This window comes from Streptosporangium sp. H16, assembly GCF_051918855.1.
Classification (GTDB): Bacteria; Actinomycetota; Actinomycetes; order Streptosporangiales; family Streptosporangiaceae; genus Streptosporangium.
On the sequence record NZ_JBPXMD010000031.1, the window covers coordinates 26,559 to 46,354 of the forward strand.

The following is a 19,796-nucleotide window of genomic DNA, read 5'->3' on the forward strand; positions in this document are numbered from 1 at the left end:
GGTGCGCCGCTGTCACCCCTCTTTCTCATGTTCGTGTTTCCCGTCCGGGCCTCACTCGAGGACGAAGCTGGCGTTTCCCCGGAAGGCGGTGGTGCCGTCGTTCTGCTCGACCCACGCCTGGCCGGCGCGGTGGCGCAGGTAGTAGCCGGGGAAGTTGACCGATTCCAGCGACACCGTGCCCGAACCGGCGAGCCCGGTGCGGCGGGTGAAGCTGGCGTCGGCCCTGAACAGGCTCGTGCCGTCGTTCCGCTCCACCCAGGCCTCGTGGTTGCGGTGCCGCAGGTAGTAGCCGGGGAAGTTGGTGGACTCCAGCGACACGGTGCCCGAGCCGGACAGGCCGGTGACGATCCTGAACTGGGAATCGGCCAGCGGGGAGACGTTCGCCTCCAGGCGGGCCCGGTACTCCCAGTGGCGTATCGCCGAGCCCGGCGTGTCGTGGGACATTAGCCGCACGGGGGTCGCGCCGTCGGGGACGGGGATGCCGAAGTCGGGGGTGCCGTCCGCCCTCCAGTAGATCTTCTGGACGCGGGTGCGGCGGTTGGGGTCGTTGAGCGGGTCGCCGTTGATGTCGCGGTAGTTGCGGTCGTGGTAGACGAGGATGTCGCTCTGCCCGTCCTCGGAGACGGTGAAGGAGTTGTGGCCGGGGCCGTACTGGCCGGTCGAGGCGTTGCTGGCGAAGACGGGGTTGGCGCTCTTGGTCCAGGAGGAGGCCTGCAGCGGGTCGGCCGAGGCGGAGGCGGTCAGCATGCCCAGGCAGTAGTTGGCGTCGGTGGCGCTGGCGGAGTAGGTGAGGAAGAGCCGCCCGTTGCGCTGCAGCACGGCCGGGCCCTCGGCGACCTTGAACCCGCGGGTCTCCCACGCCAGGGTGGGTACGGTCAGACGGGTGGTGGCACCGGTGATCGTCCAGGGGTTGGCGCCCATGCGGGCGATGTACAGGTTGGAGTTGGTGGCGATGCCCGGCTCCTGCTGGGCCCAGAGCAGGTAGCGCACGCCGTTCGCGGTGAAGGTGGTGGCGTCCAGGGCGAAGGTGTCCCAGGGGGTGGTGATCCGGCCGCGTTCGGTCCAGGCGCCGGTCAGGGGATTGGCCGCGGAGCTTTCGAGCGCGTACATGCGGATCCGCCAGACGTCGTCGGCCCGGCCGGCGGCGAAGTAGACGTACCACTTGCCGTTGATGAAGTGGATCTCCGGCGCCCAGATGTGGGCGCCCATCTCGCCGCTGGTGTGCTTGCGCCAGATGACCGTCTCGGGGGCGCTCGCCAGGCCCTGGATGGTGGTGGCGCGGCGCAGCACGATGCGGTCGTACTCGGGGACGGTCGCGGTGAGGTAGTAGTAGCCGTCGGTGTGGCGGAAGATGTGCGGGTCGGCGCGCTGGGCGGCCAGGGGGTTGGTGTACTGGGCGGGCGGTGAGGCGTGGGCCGCGATCGGTGAGAGCAGGCCGGCGATCACGGCGAGCAGCGTGGCCAGGGCGGTCACCAGGGCGCGGCGCGCGTGCGGTGGGGGCATCAGGGTCATCCTTCTGTCAGGCCGGGGGAGAGGTCACGGCGAAGGAGGCGTCGGAGGCGGAGACCGAAGTGGACGCCTTCAGGTGGGCCCGCCACCGGTGCCATGACGAGGGCCATGACAACGGCGAACAACGCGGCCGAAGTCCTTTGATATGTGCGCATTCCGATACCTCCATGATGTTAGCGCTAACATCTCACGGTGACCGCGCGGTAATGGTGATTCGGGCGTAGGCGCATTATTAGCCCGGCGAGGGGCCCCCGGTCAATGGACGGCGCGCGATTCGGGTCCGGCGACACCGCGACAATCAGAATGCGTTCGCGACGGTGAGACGGGCCTGGCGAGGCGTGCGGCTGATCATCGTGTCGTACTCGTCCCCCTTTCCGGAAGATCGCGGTTCGCGCGCGCCGCGCGAAGCCGCAGCGCTTCGCCGAGGTGCCGGCCGTCCTCGCCGTACCGGTGTCGTGGATCGGGAGCGAAGGCCGGTCAAGGTCTCGGCAGGAGCGGCAGGGCCACGAACCGGCTCGTGGCCCAGGCCGCATAGAGCAGGGGCGCCGTTCCCAGCAGCACGCCGAAGACCGGTCTGAGCAGCACCATGGCGACCGTGAGCGCCAGCACCATCAGTGTCGGCAGTGTCAGATACCAGCGACGCGCCACCAGGTACAGGCACGGCAGGACCAGGCCGCGGACCGGACGCGCTGATTCGGCCACCACGACCAGCACCGTCATCGTCGTGGCCACGACAAGCGCGCCCGCCGTGACGAAGAACGGCAGCAGCGCCGGACCCCACGAGGTGCGGCCGACCACCATGACGTCCACCACGAGCACGCTCACCACCGCGGCGCCCGTCAGCCAGGTGACCAGCGCCCGCACCGCCGCCCGCCGGTAACCGTCCCAGAAGGCCGCGAACACCGCCGTCGACCCCTCGTCGAGCAGGGCGAAGCACCGGAACGCGCCCGCCAGCGCCGGCGCGCACACCGCCGAGAGCGCCGCGAAGAACGGCCACGACGCCGACGGATCCCGTACCAGGGCCAGCGCCACCAGCAGGGGTGCGCACGATATCGCCAGCAGCAGGTTCGTCGTCAATCCGACGTAAACCATGCCGAAGACCTTCTCGTACGTCTCCTGCCGGGCAGGGCGCAGCAGGCCGCGCATCGGGCTCACCCCTTCAGCCCGCTCGTCGCGACGCCCTGGATGAAGTAGCGCTGCCCGAACAGGAAGAGGACCAGGATCGGCAGCACGGACAGCACCGCACCCGTCATGATCATCGCGTGTTCGGCCTCGTACAGGCCGACGAAGGAGCGCAGGCCGAGCTGCACCGTCCACAGCTCGTTGCTCGTCAGGTAGATGAAGGGCCCCATGTAGTCGTTCCACGTGGTGACGAACGTCAGCAGCGCCAGGCTGGCGAGCGCCGGCTTCGACAGCGGGAGCATGATCCGCCGGTAGATGCCGTACTCGCTGAGCCCGTCGATCCTGGCCGCCTCGCACAGCTCGTCCGGGATCGACATGTAGTACTGGCGCATGAGGAACACGCCGAACGCGCCGAACGCCTGTATCAGGATGAGCGACCAGTACGTGTCCGCCAGCTCCAGTCGCTGCATCATGATGTACTGCGGCACCATGTAGGCCTGCCACGGCACCGCGATGGTGGCGAGGTAGCCCAGGAACAGCGCGTCGCGTCCGGGAAAGCGGACCTTGGAGAACCCGTAGGCGGCGAAGCTGCCGGTCAGCACCTGCAGGAACGTGATGGTGACCGACAGGAAAAGCGAGTTGCCCAGGTAGGTCGCCATCGGGACGCGTTCCCAGATCTCCACGAAGTTCGACCAGCGCAGCTCGTCCGGAATCCACTCGATCGGGACCGCCAGGACCTCGCTGTTGCGCTTGAGTGAGGCCGACAGCATCATTCCGAACGGCACCAGCGTCAGCAACGTCACCGTGACGAGCCCGAGGTAGGCCAGCGTCCTGCGGGCGGCGGGGTACCGGGAGCCCGGCGATCCGGTGGGCCCGGCGTGTCGCGGCGGCGGCACCGTGGCCGAAGGAGCATCGCGCAATGTGGTCATGACGCGTATCTCCGTTCGTTGATCCGGAACTGGACGATGGTCACGGTGAACACGATGAGGAACAGCACGAGCGCGATCGCCGACGAGTAGCCGAACTGGCCCTCGACGATGCCTTCCCGGTAGACGAGCTGGGCCAGCACCAGGGTGCTGCGACCGGGGCCGCCTCCGGTCATGACCATGATCAGGTCGAGCACCTTGAAGCTCTGGATGGTCAGCATGACCAGCACGAAGAAGGTGGTGGGCCGCAGCGAGGGCAACGTGATGCCCCAGAACCGCTGCCAGGCGTTGGCCCCGTCCACTTTGGCCGCCTCGTAGTACTCCTTGGGAATGGTCTGCAGGCCGGCCAGGTAGAGCACCATGTAGTAGCCCATGTCGCGCCACACACTGGTGATGATCACCCCGGGCATCGCCCAGCCGGTGCTCGACATCCAGCGCGGGGGGTCCTGGACGCCGATCGCCTCCAGCAGCAGGTTGATCGGTCCCGCCGTCGGATTGAACAGCATGTTCCAGACCACGGCCACCGCGACCAGGGAGGTGATGTACGGGAAGAACGCCGCGCTGCGGAAGAAGTTCACCCCGCGCAGCCGCCGGTTCAGCGCCAGCGCCAGGGCGAGGGCGGCGATCAGGGTCAGCGGGATGTGGCCGAGCGCGTAGTAGAACGTGTTGCGAAGGGCGACGTGGAAGTTCTCGTCCCCCCACAATCGTTCGAAGTTGCTCAGCCCCACCCACTCGGGCGTTCCGTAGGAGTCCCAGTCCATGAACGCCAGCACGAACGCCGCGATCACCGGGACGAGCGTGAACAGGGCGAAGCCCAGGAAGTTCGGCAGGATGAAGCTCCACCCGATCAGGGTGTTGCGCCAGGCCCGGCCGCCGTGGGGCACCCGAGGTTCGCCCGGCTCGGTCGGCGCGGGCTGCGGCATGACATGGGTCATGGTCGTCCTTCGTGACTCCTTCGCAGACCAGGTGGACGGGCGGCGGACCGGAGCCCGCCGCGGCCGCCCTAGTTGAGGACCTCGTTCTTGACGCGCTCGTTCATCGAGCGGATGCCGTCGGCGGCCGGCTTCTCACCGACCATGATCAACTGATGCTCCTCGTTGAGGATGGTGTCGACATCGGAGCTCTTGTCGCTCACCGGCATCTCCAGCACGACCTTGCCGGGCTCGAACGCCTTCTTCGACAGCTCGTCCGACGGCATGCCCTCAAGCTTGAAGTAGGCTTCCGTGATCGCCGGATCCTGCAGCGCCGGCACCACGCCCACCTGGGCGATCGCCTCCGCGCCCGCCTTACCGGCGGCGAACTGGACGAACTTCTTGGCGAGGTCGGCGGACTCGCTCCGCTTGTTCACCGCGAACCCCGTCGGGGAGCCGAAGGTGACGACCTCGCCGGAGCCGCCCGCCCGCTGCGGCATCGGGGCGAGCGCCCAGTCGACCGTGCTCTCGCCCTTCTTCTTGGCCTCCAGGATGCCCGAGATGTACCAGGTGCCCATGGGCATCATCGCCGCCGCGCCGGTTCCGAACATGTTCCGGTAGTCGGCCTGCTGGGCGCTCGCGGTGCCGAAGTCCATGACCGCCCCCTTCTTCTGCAGGTCCAGGGCCATCGTGTACTGGTCGGTGAAGAAGGCGTAGTCACCGCCGAGCTGGTCGCCGCCCGTCTGCGCCGCGGAGATCGCCTGGACCACCGAACGCCAGGTGTGGTGGTAGGTGCCGTAGACCTTCTTGCCGTCCTTGTCCCCGGTGAGCTGCTGGGCGTACCTGGCGTAGTCGTCCCACGTCATGGCGTCGGTGAGCTTGATGCCCGCCTTGTCGAGCAGGGTCTTGTTGTAGTACAGCAGCCAGAAGTCCTGGCGGTAGGGGAGCGCGTAGTAGGTGTTCCCGGTGTTGTAGGCCTGCAGACCCGCCAGCTTGGCGGCGTCGGCCGACGTGGCGAGATCGGTGACGTCGATGAGCTGCCCGCGGCTGGAGTAGCGCGCGTAGTCCGTCACGTTCTTTATCGTGATCACGTCCGACTTGTCACCACCGGCGAGCATGGTGGTGACCTTGTCCTGATAGTCGTCCGCGAGGATGTCGACCGGCTTCACCTTGACGCCAGGATTCGCCTTCTCGAACGCCTGGAACAGCGCGGTGAACTCGGGGGTCTTGGCGAGGTTCCACACGGTGACGGTGAGGGTGGTGGGTCCGCCGCCCTCGGCCGGCTCGCCGGAGCCGCCGCACGCGGCGAGCGCGAGCGCGATGGCGGACACCCCCGCGACTTTCACGACGTGGCGCCGCGTTCGATTCCTGGGGGGCGGAACGGGGTTGAACATCGGTCTGTTTCCTTTCCCTGAGGCCGGGCTCAGGCGCTCACGGCGAACTCGTCGGCCGTCACCACCGCACGCGGCGGCCGGCCGGACAGGTAGCGTTCGAGTTCGTCGAGGGCGCTCTCGCTCATTCGCCGGGTCTCCGATCCCAGGGATCCGGCGATGTGGGGGGTGATCATGACATTGGGAAGGTCGTACAGGAGCGAGTTCGCGGGCAACGGCTCCGGGTCGGTCACGTCGAGAATCGCGTCCAGGCGTCCCCTCGCGCACTCGGTCTCCAGGGCGGCGGTGTCCAGGACGGTGCCGCGCGCCGTGTTGATGACGGTCGTGCCGTCTTTCAGCAGGGCGAGCTCCGGCGCCCCGATGAGGTGACGGGTGGAGGGAAGCTCCGGGACGTGCAGGGTGAGCACGTCGCAGCGTGGCAGCAGGTCGGTCAGACCGACCAGCCGGCCGCCTGCCTCACGGACCTTGGCGGCGCCGGCGTACGGGTCGTACACCAGGATGTCCACGTCCAGGCTGCGCAGCCTTTCGACGACCCGGCGGCCCACCCGTGAGAAGCCGACGACGCCGATCGTGCGCCCGCGGTTGGACAGCTCCCCCCGCCGTTCCAGGTAGGACCAGTCGTCGCGATGCCTGCGCGCGTCCTGGGCCAGGAACGGAGCCTTCTTGCCCGCGAAAATGATCGCGGCGAGGGTGAACTCGGCGACCGAGACGGCGTTCTCGTCCGCCGCGCTGGTCACCAGCAGCCCGCGCCGCCAGACCTCGTCGGTGACGAACGGGCGCACCGTCCCCGCGCAGTGGAAGATCGCCCGAAGCTCCGGCGCGCAGTCCAGCCGCTCCTTGGTGAGCGGAGGACAGCCCCACGAGGTCACGAGCACCTCGACCTCGCGCAGCCGGCGGCGCACGAGCGGATCGTCGAGGTCCGCCGTCGCCACGGGGTCGGTGAGCTCGACGAGACCGTGCAACCGCCGCAGCTGTGGCTCCTGGAACTGCACGTCGACGTGCACGGGATCCATCACCAGCAGAGCCTGTGATCGTCGGTCTCTCACACCGGTCCCTTCGCCAGCCAGCGCTTGCCAGTGCCGCCGATCATGACCGATCGTTTCAATCAGGTCAATAGATTGTTAACGCTAATATGATCAATACGATCATCCGGGAATCCTGAAGACCGTCAACGATGATCAGTATGAACGCTTTTGATTCATTGCCGCTTGACGTGGTCGTCGAGGCGGTGCCAGCATCACGGGGTTTCGTTCGGAGTCGCGACAGGAGGCCCGATGCGCTGGCTGCGGGAATTGGACGACCGGCGGCTCTCGCCCTACACCGGCTGGACCAGAGATCACTGGGCCGCTCTGGCCGACCGTCTGCTGCTGTCCGCACGGCGACACGCCTCCCCCTCGCACGCGCGGATCTCCTTTCCCGGCGAGCCTGGTGGGTACGGGCCGGACGTCGACGCGCTGGAAGGGTTCGCCCGGACATTCCTGGCCGCGGGCTTCCGGGTGGCGGGGGAGGGGGGCCGTGACCCGCACGGTTACCTGGAGTGGTACGCACGCGGCCTGGCGGCCGGCACCGATCCGGGCTCTCCCGAGCGATGGGTGCGGCTGGAGGAGCATGACCAGGCCAAGGTCGAGGCCGCCTCCATCGCACTGGTGCTGCACCTCACCCGCCCGTGGCTGTGGGACCGCCTCGACGACGGGGTGCGCGAGCGGGTGATCGGCTACCTGGCCCCGGCGGTCGGCGCCGCGTATCCGCCGATCAACTGGATCTGGTTCCAGCTCGTGGTCGAGCAGTTCCTCGCCTCGGTGGGTGGCCCGTCCTCACGTCGGGACGTCGAGGCCGGGCTCGCGCTCACCGACGGGTTCGTACGGGAGGAGGGCTGGTACTCCGACGGCGAGCGGCGCGGCTACGACCACTACGTCGGCTGGGCCCTCCATTTCTACCCGTTGCTGTGGACCGAGATGGCGGCCGGCGACCCGGCCGCCGACACCCGTCGTACCGCCTACCTGTCCCGGTTCACGCGCTACCTCCACGACGCCGTGCACCTGGTGGGCGCGGACGGCTCTCCGCTCGTACAGGGCCGCAGCCTCACCTACCGGTTCGCGGCCGCCGCCCAGTTCTGGGCGGGAGCGCGGGCCGGTGTCGCGACCCCCGCGCCGGGTCTCCTGCGCCGCGCCGCCTCCGGCATCGCCCGCCACTTCGCCGAGCACGGCAGCCCCGACGACGACGGAGTCCTGACACTCGGCTGGCACGGCCCCTGGCGGCCGATCGCCCAGTCGTACTCCGGCACCGGCTCCCCCTACTGGGCCGCCAAAGGCCTGTACGGGCTGGCGCTGCCCGCCGATCACCCCGTGTGGACCTCGGTCGAGGAACCGCTGCCGGTCGAGCGGGAGGACTTCCAGCTCGTGATCCGGTCACCGGGCTGGCTGGTCTCCGGCACCCGCGCGGACGGCGTCGTGCGCGTCGTCAACCACGGCACCGACCACGCCACCCCCGGCGACCACCGTACGGACTCGCCGCTGTACGCCCGCCTCGGATACTCCAGCGCCACCTCGCCCATCCTGGCCGGCCCGCACGCCGGAGCCCCTCTCGACCAGTCGGTCACGCTTCTGGACCCGGACGGCCGGCCCAGCCACCGCACCGGCTTCGACACCCTCCTCGTGGACCGCCTGCCGACGGGGACCGCCGTCGGCGCCTCCCGCTGGCGGGCCCACTGGGTGGACCCGGACCCCGATACCGCCGACCACGGCTACGGCCGATCGGGTGCCGCCGTCCTGGGACCCTGGATCACGGTCCTGTCGGCGTTGCGGGGCCCCTGGGAGGTTCGTCTGGTCCTCGTCTCGCCCACGTGCGCGGCCCCGCTTCGCCTGGGCGGCTGGCCCGTCCCCGGCGCCACCCCGTCGTCACACGTGATCTCCCGCATCCTCCCCGGCCCCGGTCTCGACCTGTCGGACGTGACGCTCGCCGAGAACGCCACCCCCCTGTCGGCCCGGACGCTCGTCCCCTGGTGCGGCACCAGCGCGACCGCCGAGCCCGGCAGATGGTACGAGGCCCGCGTTCACCTCGGTTCCGACATGCCGTCGGCACCTCCGGAGGTGAGCTGGGCGAACGCTTCCGCCCGGCTCACCTGGGCGGACGGTGTCAAAGACATACTGGACCCCATGTCCCTTCTGTCCTGAACAGCCTTTCCTCAGGAGGAGGAGCGCACGATCAACCGAGGCTCGATGACCACGCGATGCGTCGGCCGATGTGGATCCTGATCCGTCAGGCGGGCCAGCAGCAGGGAGAAAGCCGCGCGCCCGATCGCTCTCCTGGGCGGGCGGACCGCCGTCAGCGGCGGATCGCACAGCTCCGCCATCTCGTCGTCGTAGGTGACCACCGCCAGGTCCGCGGGCACCCGGATGCCCCTCTCCTGACACCGTTCCACGAGGTTGATCGCCTCCGGGTCGGAGTGAACCAGCAGCGCGGTGGTGCCCGTGTCGAGGCATGAGCCGAGGGCCTGGTCCATGACCTTGATCCATTCAGGGTCGCGCTGGTCGACGGTGGTGATGTCCGGGGTGCCGTCGAGCTCGAGACCGAGCTCTTGGCACGCCTGCCGCCATCCGTGCCGTACGTGCGGTGTGGTCGGACTGTGCAAGGTCGTGATCACCCCGATCCGCCGGTGCCCGAGCGCCGCCAGGTGGCGTACGGCCATGGCCGCTCCCAGCGCGTGATCGCTGACAACGGACTCCATGGCCTCCCTGTACGGTCCGGTGGCGACGGCCCGTTCGATGAGCACGACCGGCACCGGTGCCTGCCGCAACCAGCGCACCAGTTCCTCGCCGTCGTCACCGGTGGTGGTCGGCGCGACCAGAAGCCCGTTCACGCCGACGAGCTCCATCAGCCCTGACAACTGCCGCCGCTCGTCGGCGGCCTGGTAGGTGGCGCCGCGCAGCACGACTCTGACCCCGGCCGCCGCGGCGGCCTCGCGGACGCCACGGATCACCTCCGGCCAGTAGTAGTCGAGCGATGGCACGACCATCCCGATGGTGAGCCGCTGCCGGTCGCCGGCGCTCTCCTCGGCGACCGGTTGAGGCGAGGCCTCCTTACCGGATTGTTCGGCGGGCGTGTCGCCGTGCGGCATGGCCCCGCCCCGTACCCGCCGGATCAGCCCCTGCGAGGCGAGGAACGCGATGTCACGGCGGATGGTGATGACCGAGACGTCCAGCTCGTCGGCCAGATCCGTAGCCCGGACGGGGCCACGCCGCCGCAGCAACTCGACCATCTGGGTACGGCGCTCGTCAGGCATCGGGGTCGGCGAGTCGGACACGGTCATGGCCGCACCTCTACGTGTACCAGGAGCGATCCGCTCGCGGTGCCGGGCAGTTCCAGCCGCAGCCGGGTCAGCCGGTCGCCCCACACCGCGACGAGCAGGGGATCGTCCAGCTCGCGTTCGGCCAGCGACCCGGCCGCGTGCTCCGGATCCCAGGAGAGGACCGCGGACCGGCTCCCGCCGGGCGGCCGTATCGTCACCTGCCCCGGCGCCTCCTGCCGCACCCGGCCGGACAGCAGGAACCGCACCTCGCTGGGCGGGCCCGCGTCGGTGAAGGCCCAGGAGTCCTCGATCGTCACGCCACCGGCCACCCGGTCCAGCCTGGCCGTGCGCCACCACCGCTCAAGCCCGTCCACGGGGTAGGCGCCCGCGAGGTCGAGCCTCACCTGGAAGGCGTCCGGTCCGTCGGCCACCGTGACGTCCCCGGCCGCGAAGGACGCGCCCTGCCCCTGCGGGGTGCCGCGCACCTCGGGCACGCTGTGCCAGCCACTCCGCATCGTCCAGATCGCGTACCGGTCGGGCCCGAACGTCCGCGCCGTGTACGTGGGCCGCCCCGCGTCGACCACGGCGGGTGTCCCGTCGACGGCGACGATCACCGAGCCGACGTCGTTGTGGTTGTGGTTCTCGTCGTTGTGGCCGCCCTTGACGGCGAGGGTGAGACCCCGCTCGGTACCGCGGGCGGGGCGGGCGACGCCCACCTGCGTGCCGGGCAGCCATGCCGAGGCCACCAGCGGCGGTTCGGCCGGGCCGGCCTCCAGCCAGGTGGTGTCGGCCAGCTCGCTCAGTGCCCGTCCCAGCTCGGCCTCGGGGGCGACGGTCCCGGTGCGGTGGGCGGCGGCGTGCCGCACCCCGTCGGGATCGCCGATCCGCCGCGCCCAGCGGTGCAGCACGTGCCAGGGCTGCCCGGCGGGCGGCAGCGCGCGGGCGTCGGCGAAGTTCACATACCACGTCCCGCCCAGATGCATCCGGTAAGGGAACCGCACCGTCTCGCGCACCACCGGCACGTCGACCGCGCTCAGTTCCCCGGACGTGGCGTACTCCAGCACGTCAAGCGCTTCCAGGGCACGGCAGGCACCGTTCCACCAGTACTCGTAGCCCTCGTCCACCGATCCGTCGCCGGGCAGTGCCGCCAGGTAGCGGTCGAGGCCCTCGATCGCCAGCGCGACCTGCAGAGCCCGCTCCGCTCCCGGTTCGGCCAGACGCAGCGCGGCGACGAGCACGTTACCGCAGATCCACGGGCACCAGTTGTGCACGCGGCCGTCCAGGCCCAGCCAGTGCCAGTCGCGCCGCCGGGTGAACGGCTCCAGAACCCGCCACCGCACTTCGGCACGGAGGCGATCCCGCAGCCCGGGGAATCGCTCGTCCAGCCGCTCACCGAGCATGTGGTCCGCCCAGGCGAGCTGGGCGGCCACGTCACCGGCGCCGAGATCGAGGCAGGGGGCGGCCGGGTCGGGCAACACCGTGCCCCGCGATCGGCAGGACTCCTCATGGGCGGGCCAGCACCACGAGCTCTGTTCGCACAGCAGAACGATCCCGTCGGCGGCCTCGGCCAGCCACTCGTCCGACCCGATCGCCGCGGCCATGAGCACGGCTCGGGTGAGCCGCTCCTGGCGCGCGAACACGCCGCCCTCGTAGACCGTGCGGTCGCCGTCCTGAAAGTACCTGGCGTACTGCGTGGCGAGCGGCTGCGCCCACGGTGACCCGCGCTCGGCCTCCGCCCGCTCCCGCACGCGCTCCAGCGCCCGCGGCGGCGACTCGCCGCGCGGAGAGGAGGGGGACAGAGCACGGTCGGGGTGCGCCAGGATGCCGATCAGCGCGCCCGGAGAGGCGAGCGTCCCCCACTTGCCGAGCAGCGGGCCTGAAGCGACGCTCTTCGCGAGCTGAACGGCGGGGCCGATCGCCGTACTGGTCATGCTCCTCCTTAGGACCCCCTCATAGTACCGATCGAACCTGATCGAAGTTGATCTCTTCGTAAAATTCACTGGTAAAGCGATCAAATCCGACGTTCATGCGATCACCTCAGGGGGCTACCGCGGTCGGAACCGTGGACCGATGCCGCAGGTGAGCGGACGGGCCACTCGTGGGTCCGTCGCGGGGGTCCGCAGGCGGGGAATGACGGGGGGCGGTGGCCGGATCCGCGTGACGCCCCCGATCCGGGTGACGAGGTGAGATGCCGGGGCACGGCCACCTTCGGCGATGGCGACCCTCGGAGACCGGGCACGATCGGGCACGATCGGGCGGGCTGGGCGACGGGGAAGGCGACGCCACGCGACTCGTCGGCACAGAGGCGCGGGCGGCACCATTGCCGCGATTACGTGGGCGTCAACGTAATCGGACATGACTATTGGAACGCGATAACAATGCAGGTTTCAATGCGCGAAGCGCGGCCCGTAACCGCGACAGGGCGGCGGGCTACGTCGACATCGCACCAGTGTGTGCGTTGACATGAGTGCGGTCAATACCCGCTGTCATCGACCGCACCGGACCTTCCGGCCTGTGACCCGAAGGCCGGCACGACGATCCGGGCCACCGGACGCCGGGCGCCGAAAAGAGTTGAACAGGCGATATGACCGTCTGTGACCGGAGGCCGGCGCTCCACGCCGTCGCCGCCGCCACGGGATGCCGGCTGTGCGGAGATGAATTTCTCGTAGCGAGATGTTGACATCCCGCTTGTGAACCCCAACACTTTGCGGAAATGCAACAGAAACATGAATGCGGCCCGACCGTCGGCCCTTCATCGGGAACCGTCGCCCCATTGCCAGGCTCACAGGGACGAGGTTTACGCATAAATGTTAGCGTTAACACTTTTTCGTGCGCCCGTTGACGTGCCCCATCGCCCCTGAGGCCTCACCGTGAGTGCGCGGCGGTGATGTCGCCCCTCGCCGTCTCCTCACCGATTCCCGGAAAGGACGCCCGCGGTGTCCCCACGTCAAAGATCGCCGCCACCGGCACGTATCCGACGGCCGTGCTGAGCGGCGTCGTCCACGTCGCCGCGGCGCCGACAGCCTCGGTGGCCATGTATCCGGCCCATGTCATGGGCCACCTCGAAGAGTCGCCGAACCAGTCCGGTGACAACCACGCCCTCCACCTGGCGGTGAGCTCCGACGGTCTCCACCGGATGCCCTTGAACCAGAACAACCCGGTCGTCACTCCTGCCGAGAGCTTGACCCAGGAATTCAGATCTAGTGATTGGACATTTCATGGCACCGATCATGGCGTCCGATGGGTACTCATCAGGACCATCGCGGAGCACTCGGCCGTCGCGCCGGTTACTGATCGCCCTTGTGGCGACCGCGCTCGCCACAGTGACAAGCCTCGTCGTCTCCGCGCCGCCGGCCAATGCCGACACCAGGCAATTCCGAGGCATGAACTGGGCGGTGCTGGGTGACAACTTCAGCACCGGCACGCTGGTCGTGCAGGGCCTGAGCCAGTCCGACAGCAACGCGACGGTTCGGGCCAAGGCCAACTCGCTCTACGACAGCATGGAATACCTCATGGGGGTCAACACCGTCCGGCTGCCCATCAACACTCACACCGTGGCCAACACGACCTGGTGGAACGCCTACCGCGGCGCCATCGACGCCGCCACCGAGCGCGGATTCAAGGTCATCCTGGCCTACTGGGAGGACGGCGCCGCCTCCGGCGGCAGGATCACGAACCTCGCCGCATGGAACACGATGTGGTCCAGCGTGACCAACACGTACGGCTCGAACAGCAACGTCTACTTCGAGCCGATGAACGAGCCGCACGGCTACTCGTCGGCGGACTGGCGCAACGTCGCGGCGAACTGGCTCAGCTATCACACTTCGGCGGTGCCCGGCCGGGTGCTCATCGGCGGCACCGGCTTCAGCCAGGACCTGCGCGACATCTGCAACGACAGCCGCTTCAACTCGACGCTGCTGTCCTTCCACTACTACGCCTTCTTCTACGGCGCCATGACCTACGACGCCTTCCGAAGCCACATCCAGACACGTCTGGGCAACTGCGCCTCCCGCGCGGTCGCGACCGAGTACGGCGCGCCGATGTCCACCGGCCTCAACTACAGCGACCCGAACAGCACCGACAACTTCGTGCGCTACATCCGCGCCATGACCCAGGTCATGCGTGACAACCAGATGGGCGGCACCTACTGGCCCGCCATCGGCGGCAAGACGGGCACCATCGGCTACGACTGGTACTCGATGTTCTCCCTGGGGGGCAGCGGCACCACCCTCAACCTGACCACCCGCAACGGCCACGGCTCCAACCGGATCCGATATGGCTGGGGCGACACCGTCAGCGAACCCACCCCTTCGCCCTCACCGTCGCCCTCGCCGGAAACGTTCTACCGGATCGACGCACGCCACAGCGGCAAGGCCATGGACATCCAGCAAGCGAGCACCGCCAACGGCGCGCGCGTCGGCCAGTACACCTACGGCGGCAACGCGTGGCAGCAGTGGAAGTTCCAGGACGCCGGCAGCGGCTACTGGCGCATCATCAGCCGCCACAGCGGAAAGTGTCTCGATGTGGTGAGCGCTTCGACCGCCGACGGTGCCGAGCTCGTCCAGTACACCTGTGGCACCGGCGCCAACCAGCAGTTCCAGATGGTCGCCAACGGCGGCTACTTCCAGCTCCGGGCACGACACAGCGGCAAATGCGTGGACGTACCGGCCGCGTCGACCGCGAACGGCGTGATCCTCAAGCAGTACACGTGCAACACCGGCACCAACCAGCAGTGGTCGCGCACGGCCGTCTGACGGTCGTCTCGACGTGACCGCGGATCCGCGGTAAGCCCTCACGCCCCCCGGTGCCGATCACGTGCCGTGTGCCCGGTGCCGGGGGAGCGGGATCGCCGTGGTGCCGGGTCGGTGGCGCGTTCGCGCGATCTTCTCGTTCGGGGTGCGGTGGTGCGCCACTCAGGACGTGTTTCCCGTCGCGGACGAAGCAGGCCGTGCCCCGGTTCCGGTCCCGCGCGCCGGTCAGTAGGCGAAGGGCCAGCCGGCCGAGTCCCAGCCGAGCTTGTTGATGCCGAGCAGGGGGGCGCCGTTGTCGGCGTAGTAGTGGTAGAAGAGGATCGACCCGTCGGTGTCGTCCAGGTAGGTCTGGTGGCCGGGGCCGTGGACGCTGCCGCGGCCGGCCAGGATCTCGGTGCCGCCGCCGGAGTTCATCGCCACCCCGTTGCGGTCGGTGAAGGGGCCGTTGACCGAGGTGGAGCGGCCTACCATGATCCGGTAGGTGCTGGAGGCGCCCCGGCAGCAGTAGTCGAAGGAGACGAACAGGTAGTAGTAGGCGCCGCGGCGGACGAGGGTGGGCGCCTCGATGGCGCCGCCGCCCCGGCCGGCGACGCTGGTGAGGGTGCTGCCGGTGCGCCTGCCGGTGGCCGGATCGAGCTGGATCTGCTTGATGCCCGACCAGAACGAGCCGAAGGTCAGCCACCAGCGGCCCTGGGCGTCGATGGTCAGGCTGGGGTCGATGGCGTTGAAGGTGTCGCCGGTGCGGGATTCGACGACCAGGCCCTGGTGGGTCCACGATCCCGAGGCGCCGGTAGCGGACGTGGCCAGGAAGATCGCCGAGTGGTTGGAGCCGAAGCTGGAGGCCGAGTAGTACATGTGGTACCGCCCGTTCACATAGGTGATGTCGGGCGCCCACACGTGGTTGCTTCCACCGGTGTAGGAGTGCGCCCACGAGACGCCCCCGGGGAAGGCCGACCCGGCGTTGCGCCAGGTGGTGCGGTCGGTGGAGGTCTTGAGCGAGATGTTGTCACCGGTGTGGGCCAGCAGGTAGGCGCCGCCGGGGGTCTTGGTCACCTCCGGGTCGTGCACGCCGATGTCGCCGGTCACGTACCCGGGGCCCGGGTAGGCCGGCGGCGGGGTGGTGGGGTCACCGGAGCCGCTGAGTTTGACCAGGTTCCATTGCTGGTTGGCGCCGCCGGTGTCGGCGTACTGCGACAGGCGGGCGCCGTCGGCGGTGGACCATTCCCAGATCTCCAGGGCCTTGCCGCTGTTGCGGTTGATCAGGCGAATGTGCCCCGCGTCGCTGTCGAGGACGCGGAACTGCTGGTTGGTGCCGTTGTTGTCGGTCCACTGCGCGACGTTGGCGCCGTCGGCGGTGGAGCGGGAGGCGATGTCGAGTACCTTGCCGCTGTGGCGTGAGCGCAGCCGGTAGTAGCCGCCTCCGGAGTCGACGAACTGCCACCGCTGCCGGACGCCGTCGTCGCGGGTCCGCTGGGCGATGGGGGCGCCGTCGCCGGTGGGGAGGTCGGGGACGTCGATCGCCTTGCCGCTGTGCCGGTTGACCAGGACGTAGGAGGCGCCGGTGTCGATGACGGCCGCGGCGGCCGGGGGCGCGGCCACGATCGACTGGCACAACGCGAGCAGTGCCACGACGGCTGCCGCGAAGGCGGCGCGGGCGCCGCGGCGGAGGTGTCGGACGGGAGGGCTTGGGAGTCTGTTCATGGGGGAGTCCTCTTGTCTGGACGATCAGCAGAGGGAACAGGTCACAGCACTTGTTGGCGCTAACATTCGACAGCGGAGGCGATTGCGGTTCTGTTCGCGGAGGTCTTCTGGTGCGGGCAATCGACAAAGGGCTGTCGCCGATGCTGTTAGCGCTAACACTCCTCTGTGTAACCAGCGGTTCACGATGTTGTGAGGAGATTGGTTCTTAGTTTTAACACCGGCGCCGCCTTCGTCAAGGGATGCTCGGGATCTGCCGGAACAACGCGAAGGCGCGCAGCGCCGTCACGCTCACCCATCGCGACCGCGGGCTTCCCGGTCGCCAGGGAGGCGGCTTCCCCCTCGTCGCGCCGTCGCTACACCGGCGCACTCATCAAGGCCGAGGCCTGCGAGCGTGCGATCGCCGTCAGCGGCGACAAGGCCCTTTTTCGCCTTGTGAACGCTCCCAGAGTCTTCGACCTTCTCCGGCGGTGACGTGAAGGTTTCATGCTTTTCCCTCATCGCCGCCCGTGGAGGGCCGGGATCAACGGCGGCGCGGGTGTCGGCTGCCACGGACGGTCTCGTCGCGGAAGCCGTCCAGGTCGGGTGCGGTATGAGCCGCGAACGGCGCTCGACCGTGCCGCGAAGTACGGGGGTGACGCGGCGAAGAAGCCGGAGAGCGACCTCCAGGTGCCGGGGAAACCGAAGCCTTGACTGCCGATGACAACGCTCATAACCTCCAGCGGGTATATCGATTTAACCGCTCCGACCCCCTCAGGAGCTCCGTCATGCGCGCCGCCCGCTTAGCATTCACGATCCTGGCCGCACTCGCGTGCATCCTCCCGGCCACCCCCGCCGCCGCCGGACCGCGCGTGTGGATGGAGCGCCTCGACCGCGGTCTCGTCGCCACGACCACCCCGAACGGCATCTTCCTGAGCTGGCGTTTACTGGGATCCGAAGTGACCGGAGCGGGCCGGAACGGCATGCTCGGCGCCGCCTTCCGCCTGTACAGGGACGGCCGCCCGATCGCCACGGTCACCGACAGCACCAACTACCGGGACGTCGCGGGCACGCCCGCCTCCCGGTACGCGGTCGCCCCGATCACAAGGGGCAAGGAGGGCAGGAAAAGCGCTGCCGTCCGGCCCTGGAGTGAATCGTTTTACGATGTGCCGCTCCGCAAGCCCGCCGACGGCGTGACCCCGGTGGGCGAGACGTACACCTACGCGGCCAACGACATGAGCGTCGGCGACGTGGACGGCGACGGCCGCTACGAGCTGGTGGTCAAGTGGGAGCCCTCCAACGCCAAGGACGTCTCCCAGCGCGGCTACACCGGCCCGACCTACCTCGACACCTACACGCTCGACGGCAAGCTGCTGTGGCGGCTGGACCTGGGCGTCAACATCAGGTCGGGCGCACACTACACCCAGTTCCTGGTCTACGACTTCGACGGCGACGGCCGCTCGGAGGTGATGCTGAAGACCGCGCCGGGCACCGGGGTCATCCGCTACGACGCCGCAGGCAATCCCCAGAAGGAGCGGTTCGTCACCATGCCGCGGCCCGGCTACTCGCACACCGACGACTACCGGCTGAGCGCCGCGGGCTACTTCGACCACCTCGTGGACACGTTCATGAAGTGGCACGAGCACCCCGAGGTGGTCGCCGGGCGCTGGCCCGCGACGCTGGAACAGGCCTTCGGCATCACGCCGACGCACGCCTACCCGCTCTCCCGCCAGGCGGCGACCGAGCTCGCCACCCACTTCGTCGACGTCTACGCGCCCTCGCGCAGCGGCAACAACCGCCTGCGGGAGTTCGCCGGCTTCGTCGTCAAGGGCCCCGAATACCTGTCGGTCTTCGACGGCGCCACCGGCAGGGAGCTGCAGACCGTCGACTACAAGCCCGGCCGGGGAGACGACGGCCTGCTGTGGGGCGACTACGCGATGGCCCGCATCGAGCCGGCCAACCGCGTCGACCGTTTCCTGTCCTCGGTGGCCTACCTCGACGGCAGGCGCCCTTCGGCGATCTTCGCCCGCGGCTACTACACCCGCACCACCCTGGTCGCCTACGACTGGGACGGCCGCAGGCTCAAGGAACGCTGGTTCGTCGACAGCGGCCACGCCCCGATGGCCAACCCCTTCAACGCCTCCCCGCACGGCGTCGACGGCAGCGATCCCTCCTTCGCCACCCTGACCACCCAGGGGTTCCACTCGATGAGCGTCGCCGACGTCGACGCCGACGGCAGGCAGGAGATCGTGTACGGCGCGGCCACCGTCGACGACGACGGCAGCCTGCTGTACTCCTCCTTCGACGTGGCCCCGCCGAACAGCGGCGTGCCCGGCCAGAACGTCCGGCTCGGCCACGGCGACGCCATGCACGTCGGCGACCTCGACCCCGACCGGCCCGGTCTGGAGATCTGGACCGTGCACGAGGGCGGGACGTCGGCGCCGTACGGCTGGGCCATGCGCGACGCCGCCACCGGCCGGGTCCTGTTCGGAGGCTACAGCGGTCGCGACACCGGCCGGGGCATGGTCGGTGACATCGACCCGGCCGTCCGCGGCATGGAAGCCTGGTCGGCGATGCCGCCCAACCAGGAGATCCAGGCCGGCCTGTGGTCCGCGCGCGGCGAGCACCTGGGCGTCACCACGCCCGGCACCAACCAGAGCATCCGCTGGGCAGCCGACATGACCACCCAACTGGTCAACGGCACCGCCACCACGGTGCTGCAGACACCCACCGTCGACGACTTCAAGCGCGGCACGCTGCTGACCGCCACCGGCACCCTTGCCAACAACGGGACCAAGGGCAATCCGGGCCTGGTCGCCGACATCCTCGGCGACTGGCGCGAGGAACTGGTGGTGCGCACCACCGACAGCACCGCCGCCCGCGTCCACATCAGCACCGAGGTGACGAACCGCAAGCTCTACACCCTCATGCACGACCCGCAGTACCGGGTCGAGGTGGCCAGGCAGCAGACGGGCTACAACCAGCCCGCCTACCCCGGCTTCTACCTGGCCACCGACCTCGACTGGGCCAAGGTCCCCGTGCCCAGGATCCGATGATCCGCCGCTGAGAAGCCGGTGCGTCCGAAAGCGGGACGCCCCGGCTTCGATGCCGTGCGGAGACCGCATCCGCCGCACGCGGCCGCCCAGGGCGCCGTGTTCGCCGGTCACAGGCTCGGGCAGCGACGAAAAGCAAGAAATGACGCGCAGACCTCCCCTCCGCTG

Annotated in this window: 13 protein-coding genes; 3 read left to right on the forward strand and 10 right to left on the reverse strand. The window is 69.2% G+C overall.

Annotation, left to right across the window (positions count from 1 at the left end):
- Positions 1-51: 51 nt before the first annotated feature.
- From ACTOQ2_RS35080 to ACTOQ2_RS35105, 6 genes are all read right to left on the reverse strand, one after another.
- Entirely contained in the window at positions 52-1,503 is a 1,452-nt protein-coding gene (locus ACTOQ2_RS35080; RefSeq protein ID WP_440105127.1) for a family 43 glycosylhydrolase, read from the reverse strand.
- 483 nt (positions 1,504-1,986) lie between these two features.
- Positions 1,987-2,655, reverse strand: a complete 669-nt coding sequence (locus tag ACTOQ2_RS35085) for a hypothetical protein (protein WP_440105128.1) — start codon at positions 2,653-2,655, stop codon at positions 1,987-1,989.
- A 5-nt stretch (positions 2,656-2,660) separates the two neighbouring features.
- Complete coding sequence (locus tag ACTOQ2_RS35090; protein ID WP_440105129.1) at positions 2,661-3,560, reverse strand: carbohydrate ABC transporter permease; 900 nt, start codon at positions 3,558-3,560, stop codon at positions 2,661-2,663.
- Positions 3,557-4,492, reverse strand: coding sequence for a carbohydrate ABC transporter permease (locus ACTOQ2_RS35095; RefSeq protein ID WP_440105130.1), 936 nt, complete (start codon positions 4,490-4,492; stop codon positions 3,557-3,559). Before ACTOQ2_RS35095 ends, ACTOQ2_RS35090 begins: the two co-directional genes overlap by 4 nt.
- Positions 4,493-4,560: 68 nt before the next feature.
- Positions 4,561-5,799 carry an ABC transporter substrate-binding protein gene (locus tag ACTOQ2_RS35100; protein ID WP_440105131.1) on the reverse strand — a complete coding sequence of 413 codons (1,239 nt, stop codon included), beginning with the start codon at positions 5,797-5,799 and terminating at the stop codon, positions 4,561-4,563.
- Positions 5,800-5,891: 92 nt separating this feature from the next.
- Positions 5,892-6,905: a hydroxyacid dehydrogenase gene (locus ACTOQ2_RS35105; protein WP_440105132.1), complete on the reverse strand. Its 1,014-nt coding sequence runs from the start codon at positions 6,903-6,905 to the stop codon at positions 5,892-5,894.
- A gap of 228 nt (positions 6,906-7,133) precedes the next feature.
- On the opposite strand from ACTOQ2_RS35105, the gene ACTOQ2_RS35110 reads away from it, so the two are divergent.
- On the forward strand, positions 7,134-9,032 hold the full coding sequence (locus ACTOQ2_RS35110) for a DUF2264 domain-containing protein (protein WP_440105133.1): 1,899 nt from the start codon (positions 7,134-7,136) through the stop codon (positions 9,030-9,032).
- Between the two features lie 11 nt (positions 9,033-9,043).
- On the opposite strand, the gene ACTOQ2_RS35115 is transcribed toward ACTOQ2_RS35110, so the two are convergent.
- From ACTOQ2_RS35115 to ACTOQ2_RS35125, 3 genes are all read right to left on the reverse strand, one after another.
- Positions 9,044-10,168 carry a substrate-binding domain-containing protein gene (locus tag ACTOQ2_RS35115; protein ID WP_440105134.1) on the reverse strand — a complete coding sequence of 375 codons (1,125 nt, stop codon included), beginning with the start codon at positions 10,166-10,168 and terminating at the stop codon, positions 9,044-9,046.
- Positions 10,165-12,078, reverse strand: coding sequence for a hypothetical protein (locus ACTOQ2_RS35120; protein ID WP_440105135.1), 1,914 nt, complete (start codon positions 12,076-12,078; stop codon positions 10,165-10,167). Before ACTOQ2_RS35120 ends, ACTOQ2_RS35115 begins: the two co-directional genes overlap by 4 nt.
- Positions 12,079-13,012: 934 nt before the next feature.
- Positions 13,013-13,201, reverse strand: a complete 189-nt coding sequence (locus ACTOQ2_RS35125) for a hypothetical protein (RefSeq protein ID WP_440105136.1) — start codon at positions 13,199-13,201, stop codon at positions 13,013-13,015.
- A gap of 329 nt (positions 13,202-13,530) precedes the next feature.
- Here ACTOQ2_RS35125 and ACTOQ2_RS35130 point away from each other — a divergent pair, with 329 nt between their 5' ends.
- Entirely contained in the window at positions 13,531-14,901 is a 1,371-nt protein-coding gene (locus tag ACTOQ2_RS35130; protein ID WP_440105137.1) for an RICIN domain-containing protein, read from the forward strand.
- A gap of 222 nt (positions 14,902-15,123) precedes the next feature.
- Here the strand turns inward: ACTOQ2_RS35130 and ACTOQ2_RS35135 are convergent, their stop codons facing one another.
- Positions 15,124-16,599 (reverse strand): family 43 glycosylhydrolase, encoded by a 1,476-nt coding sequence (locus ACTOQ2_RS35135; RefSeq protein ID WP_440105138.1) that lies wholly within the window; start codon positions 16,597-16,599, stop codon positions 15,124-15,126.
- Positions 16,600-17,363: 764 nt separating this feature from the next.
- Between ACTOQ2_RS35135 and ACTOQ2_RS35140 the strand changes: the two genes are divergently transcribed.
- On the forward strand, positions 17,364-19,631 hold the full coding sequence (locus ACTOQ2_RS35140) for a rhamnogalacturonan lyase (RefSeq protein WP_440105139.1): 2,268 nt from the start codon (positions 17,364-17,366) through the stop codon (positions 19,629-19,631).
- Positions 19,632-19,796: the final 165 nt, after the last annotated feature.

Bases quoted from the DNA above. Each gene is read 5' to 3' on its own strand.
- ACTOQ2_RS35095 (WP_440105130.1), bottom strand. From the start codon at position 4,492: ATGACCCATGTCATGCCGCAGCCCGCGCCGACCGAGCCGGGCGAACCT.
- ACTOQ2_RS35080 (WP_440105127.1), bottom strand. From the start codon at position 1,503: ATGCCCCCACCGCACGCGCGCCGCGCCCTGGTGACCGCCCTGGCCACG.
- ACTOQ2_RS35130 (WP_440105137.1), top strand. From the start codon at position 13,531: ATGAACTGGGCGGTGCTGGGTGACAACTTCAGCACCGGCACGCTGGTC.
- ACTOQ2_RS35135 (WP_440105138.1), bottom strand. From the start codon at position 16,599: ATGAACAGACTCCCAAGCCCTCCCGTCCGACACCTCCGCCGCGGCGCC.
- ACTOQ2_RS35120 (WP_440105135.1), bottom strand. From the start codon at position 12,078: ATGACCAGTACGGCGATCGGCCCCGCCGTTCAGCTCGCGAAGAGCGTC.
- ACTOQ2_RS35115 (WP_440105134.1), bottom strand. From the start codon at position 10,168: ATGACCGTGTCCGACTCGCCGACCCCGATGCCTGACGAGCGCCGTACC.
- ACTOQ2_RS35125 (WP_440105136.1), bottom strand. From the start codon at position 13,201: ATGACATGGGCCGGATACATGGCCACCGAGGCTGTCGGCGCCGCGGCG.
- ACTOQ2_RS35140 (WP_440105139.1), top strand. From the start codon at position 17,364: ATGCGCGCCGCCCGCTTAGCATTCACGATCCTGGCCGCACTCGCGTGC.
- ACTOQ2_RS35085 (WP_440105128.1), bottom strand. From the start codon at position 2,655: ATGCGCGGCCTGCTGCGCCCTGCCCGGCAGGAGACGTACGAGAAGGTC.
- ACTOQ2_RS35110 (WP_440105133.1), top strand. From the start codon at position 7,134: ATGCGCTGGCTGCGGGAATTGGACGACCGGCGGCTCTCGCCCTACACC.
- ACTOQ2_RS35090 (WP_440105129.1), bottom strand. From the start codon at position 3,560: ATGACCACATTGCGCGATGCTCCTTCGGCCACGGTGCCGCCGCCGCGA.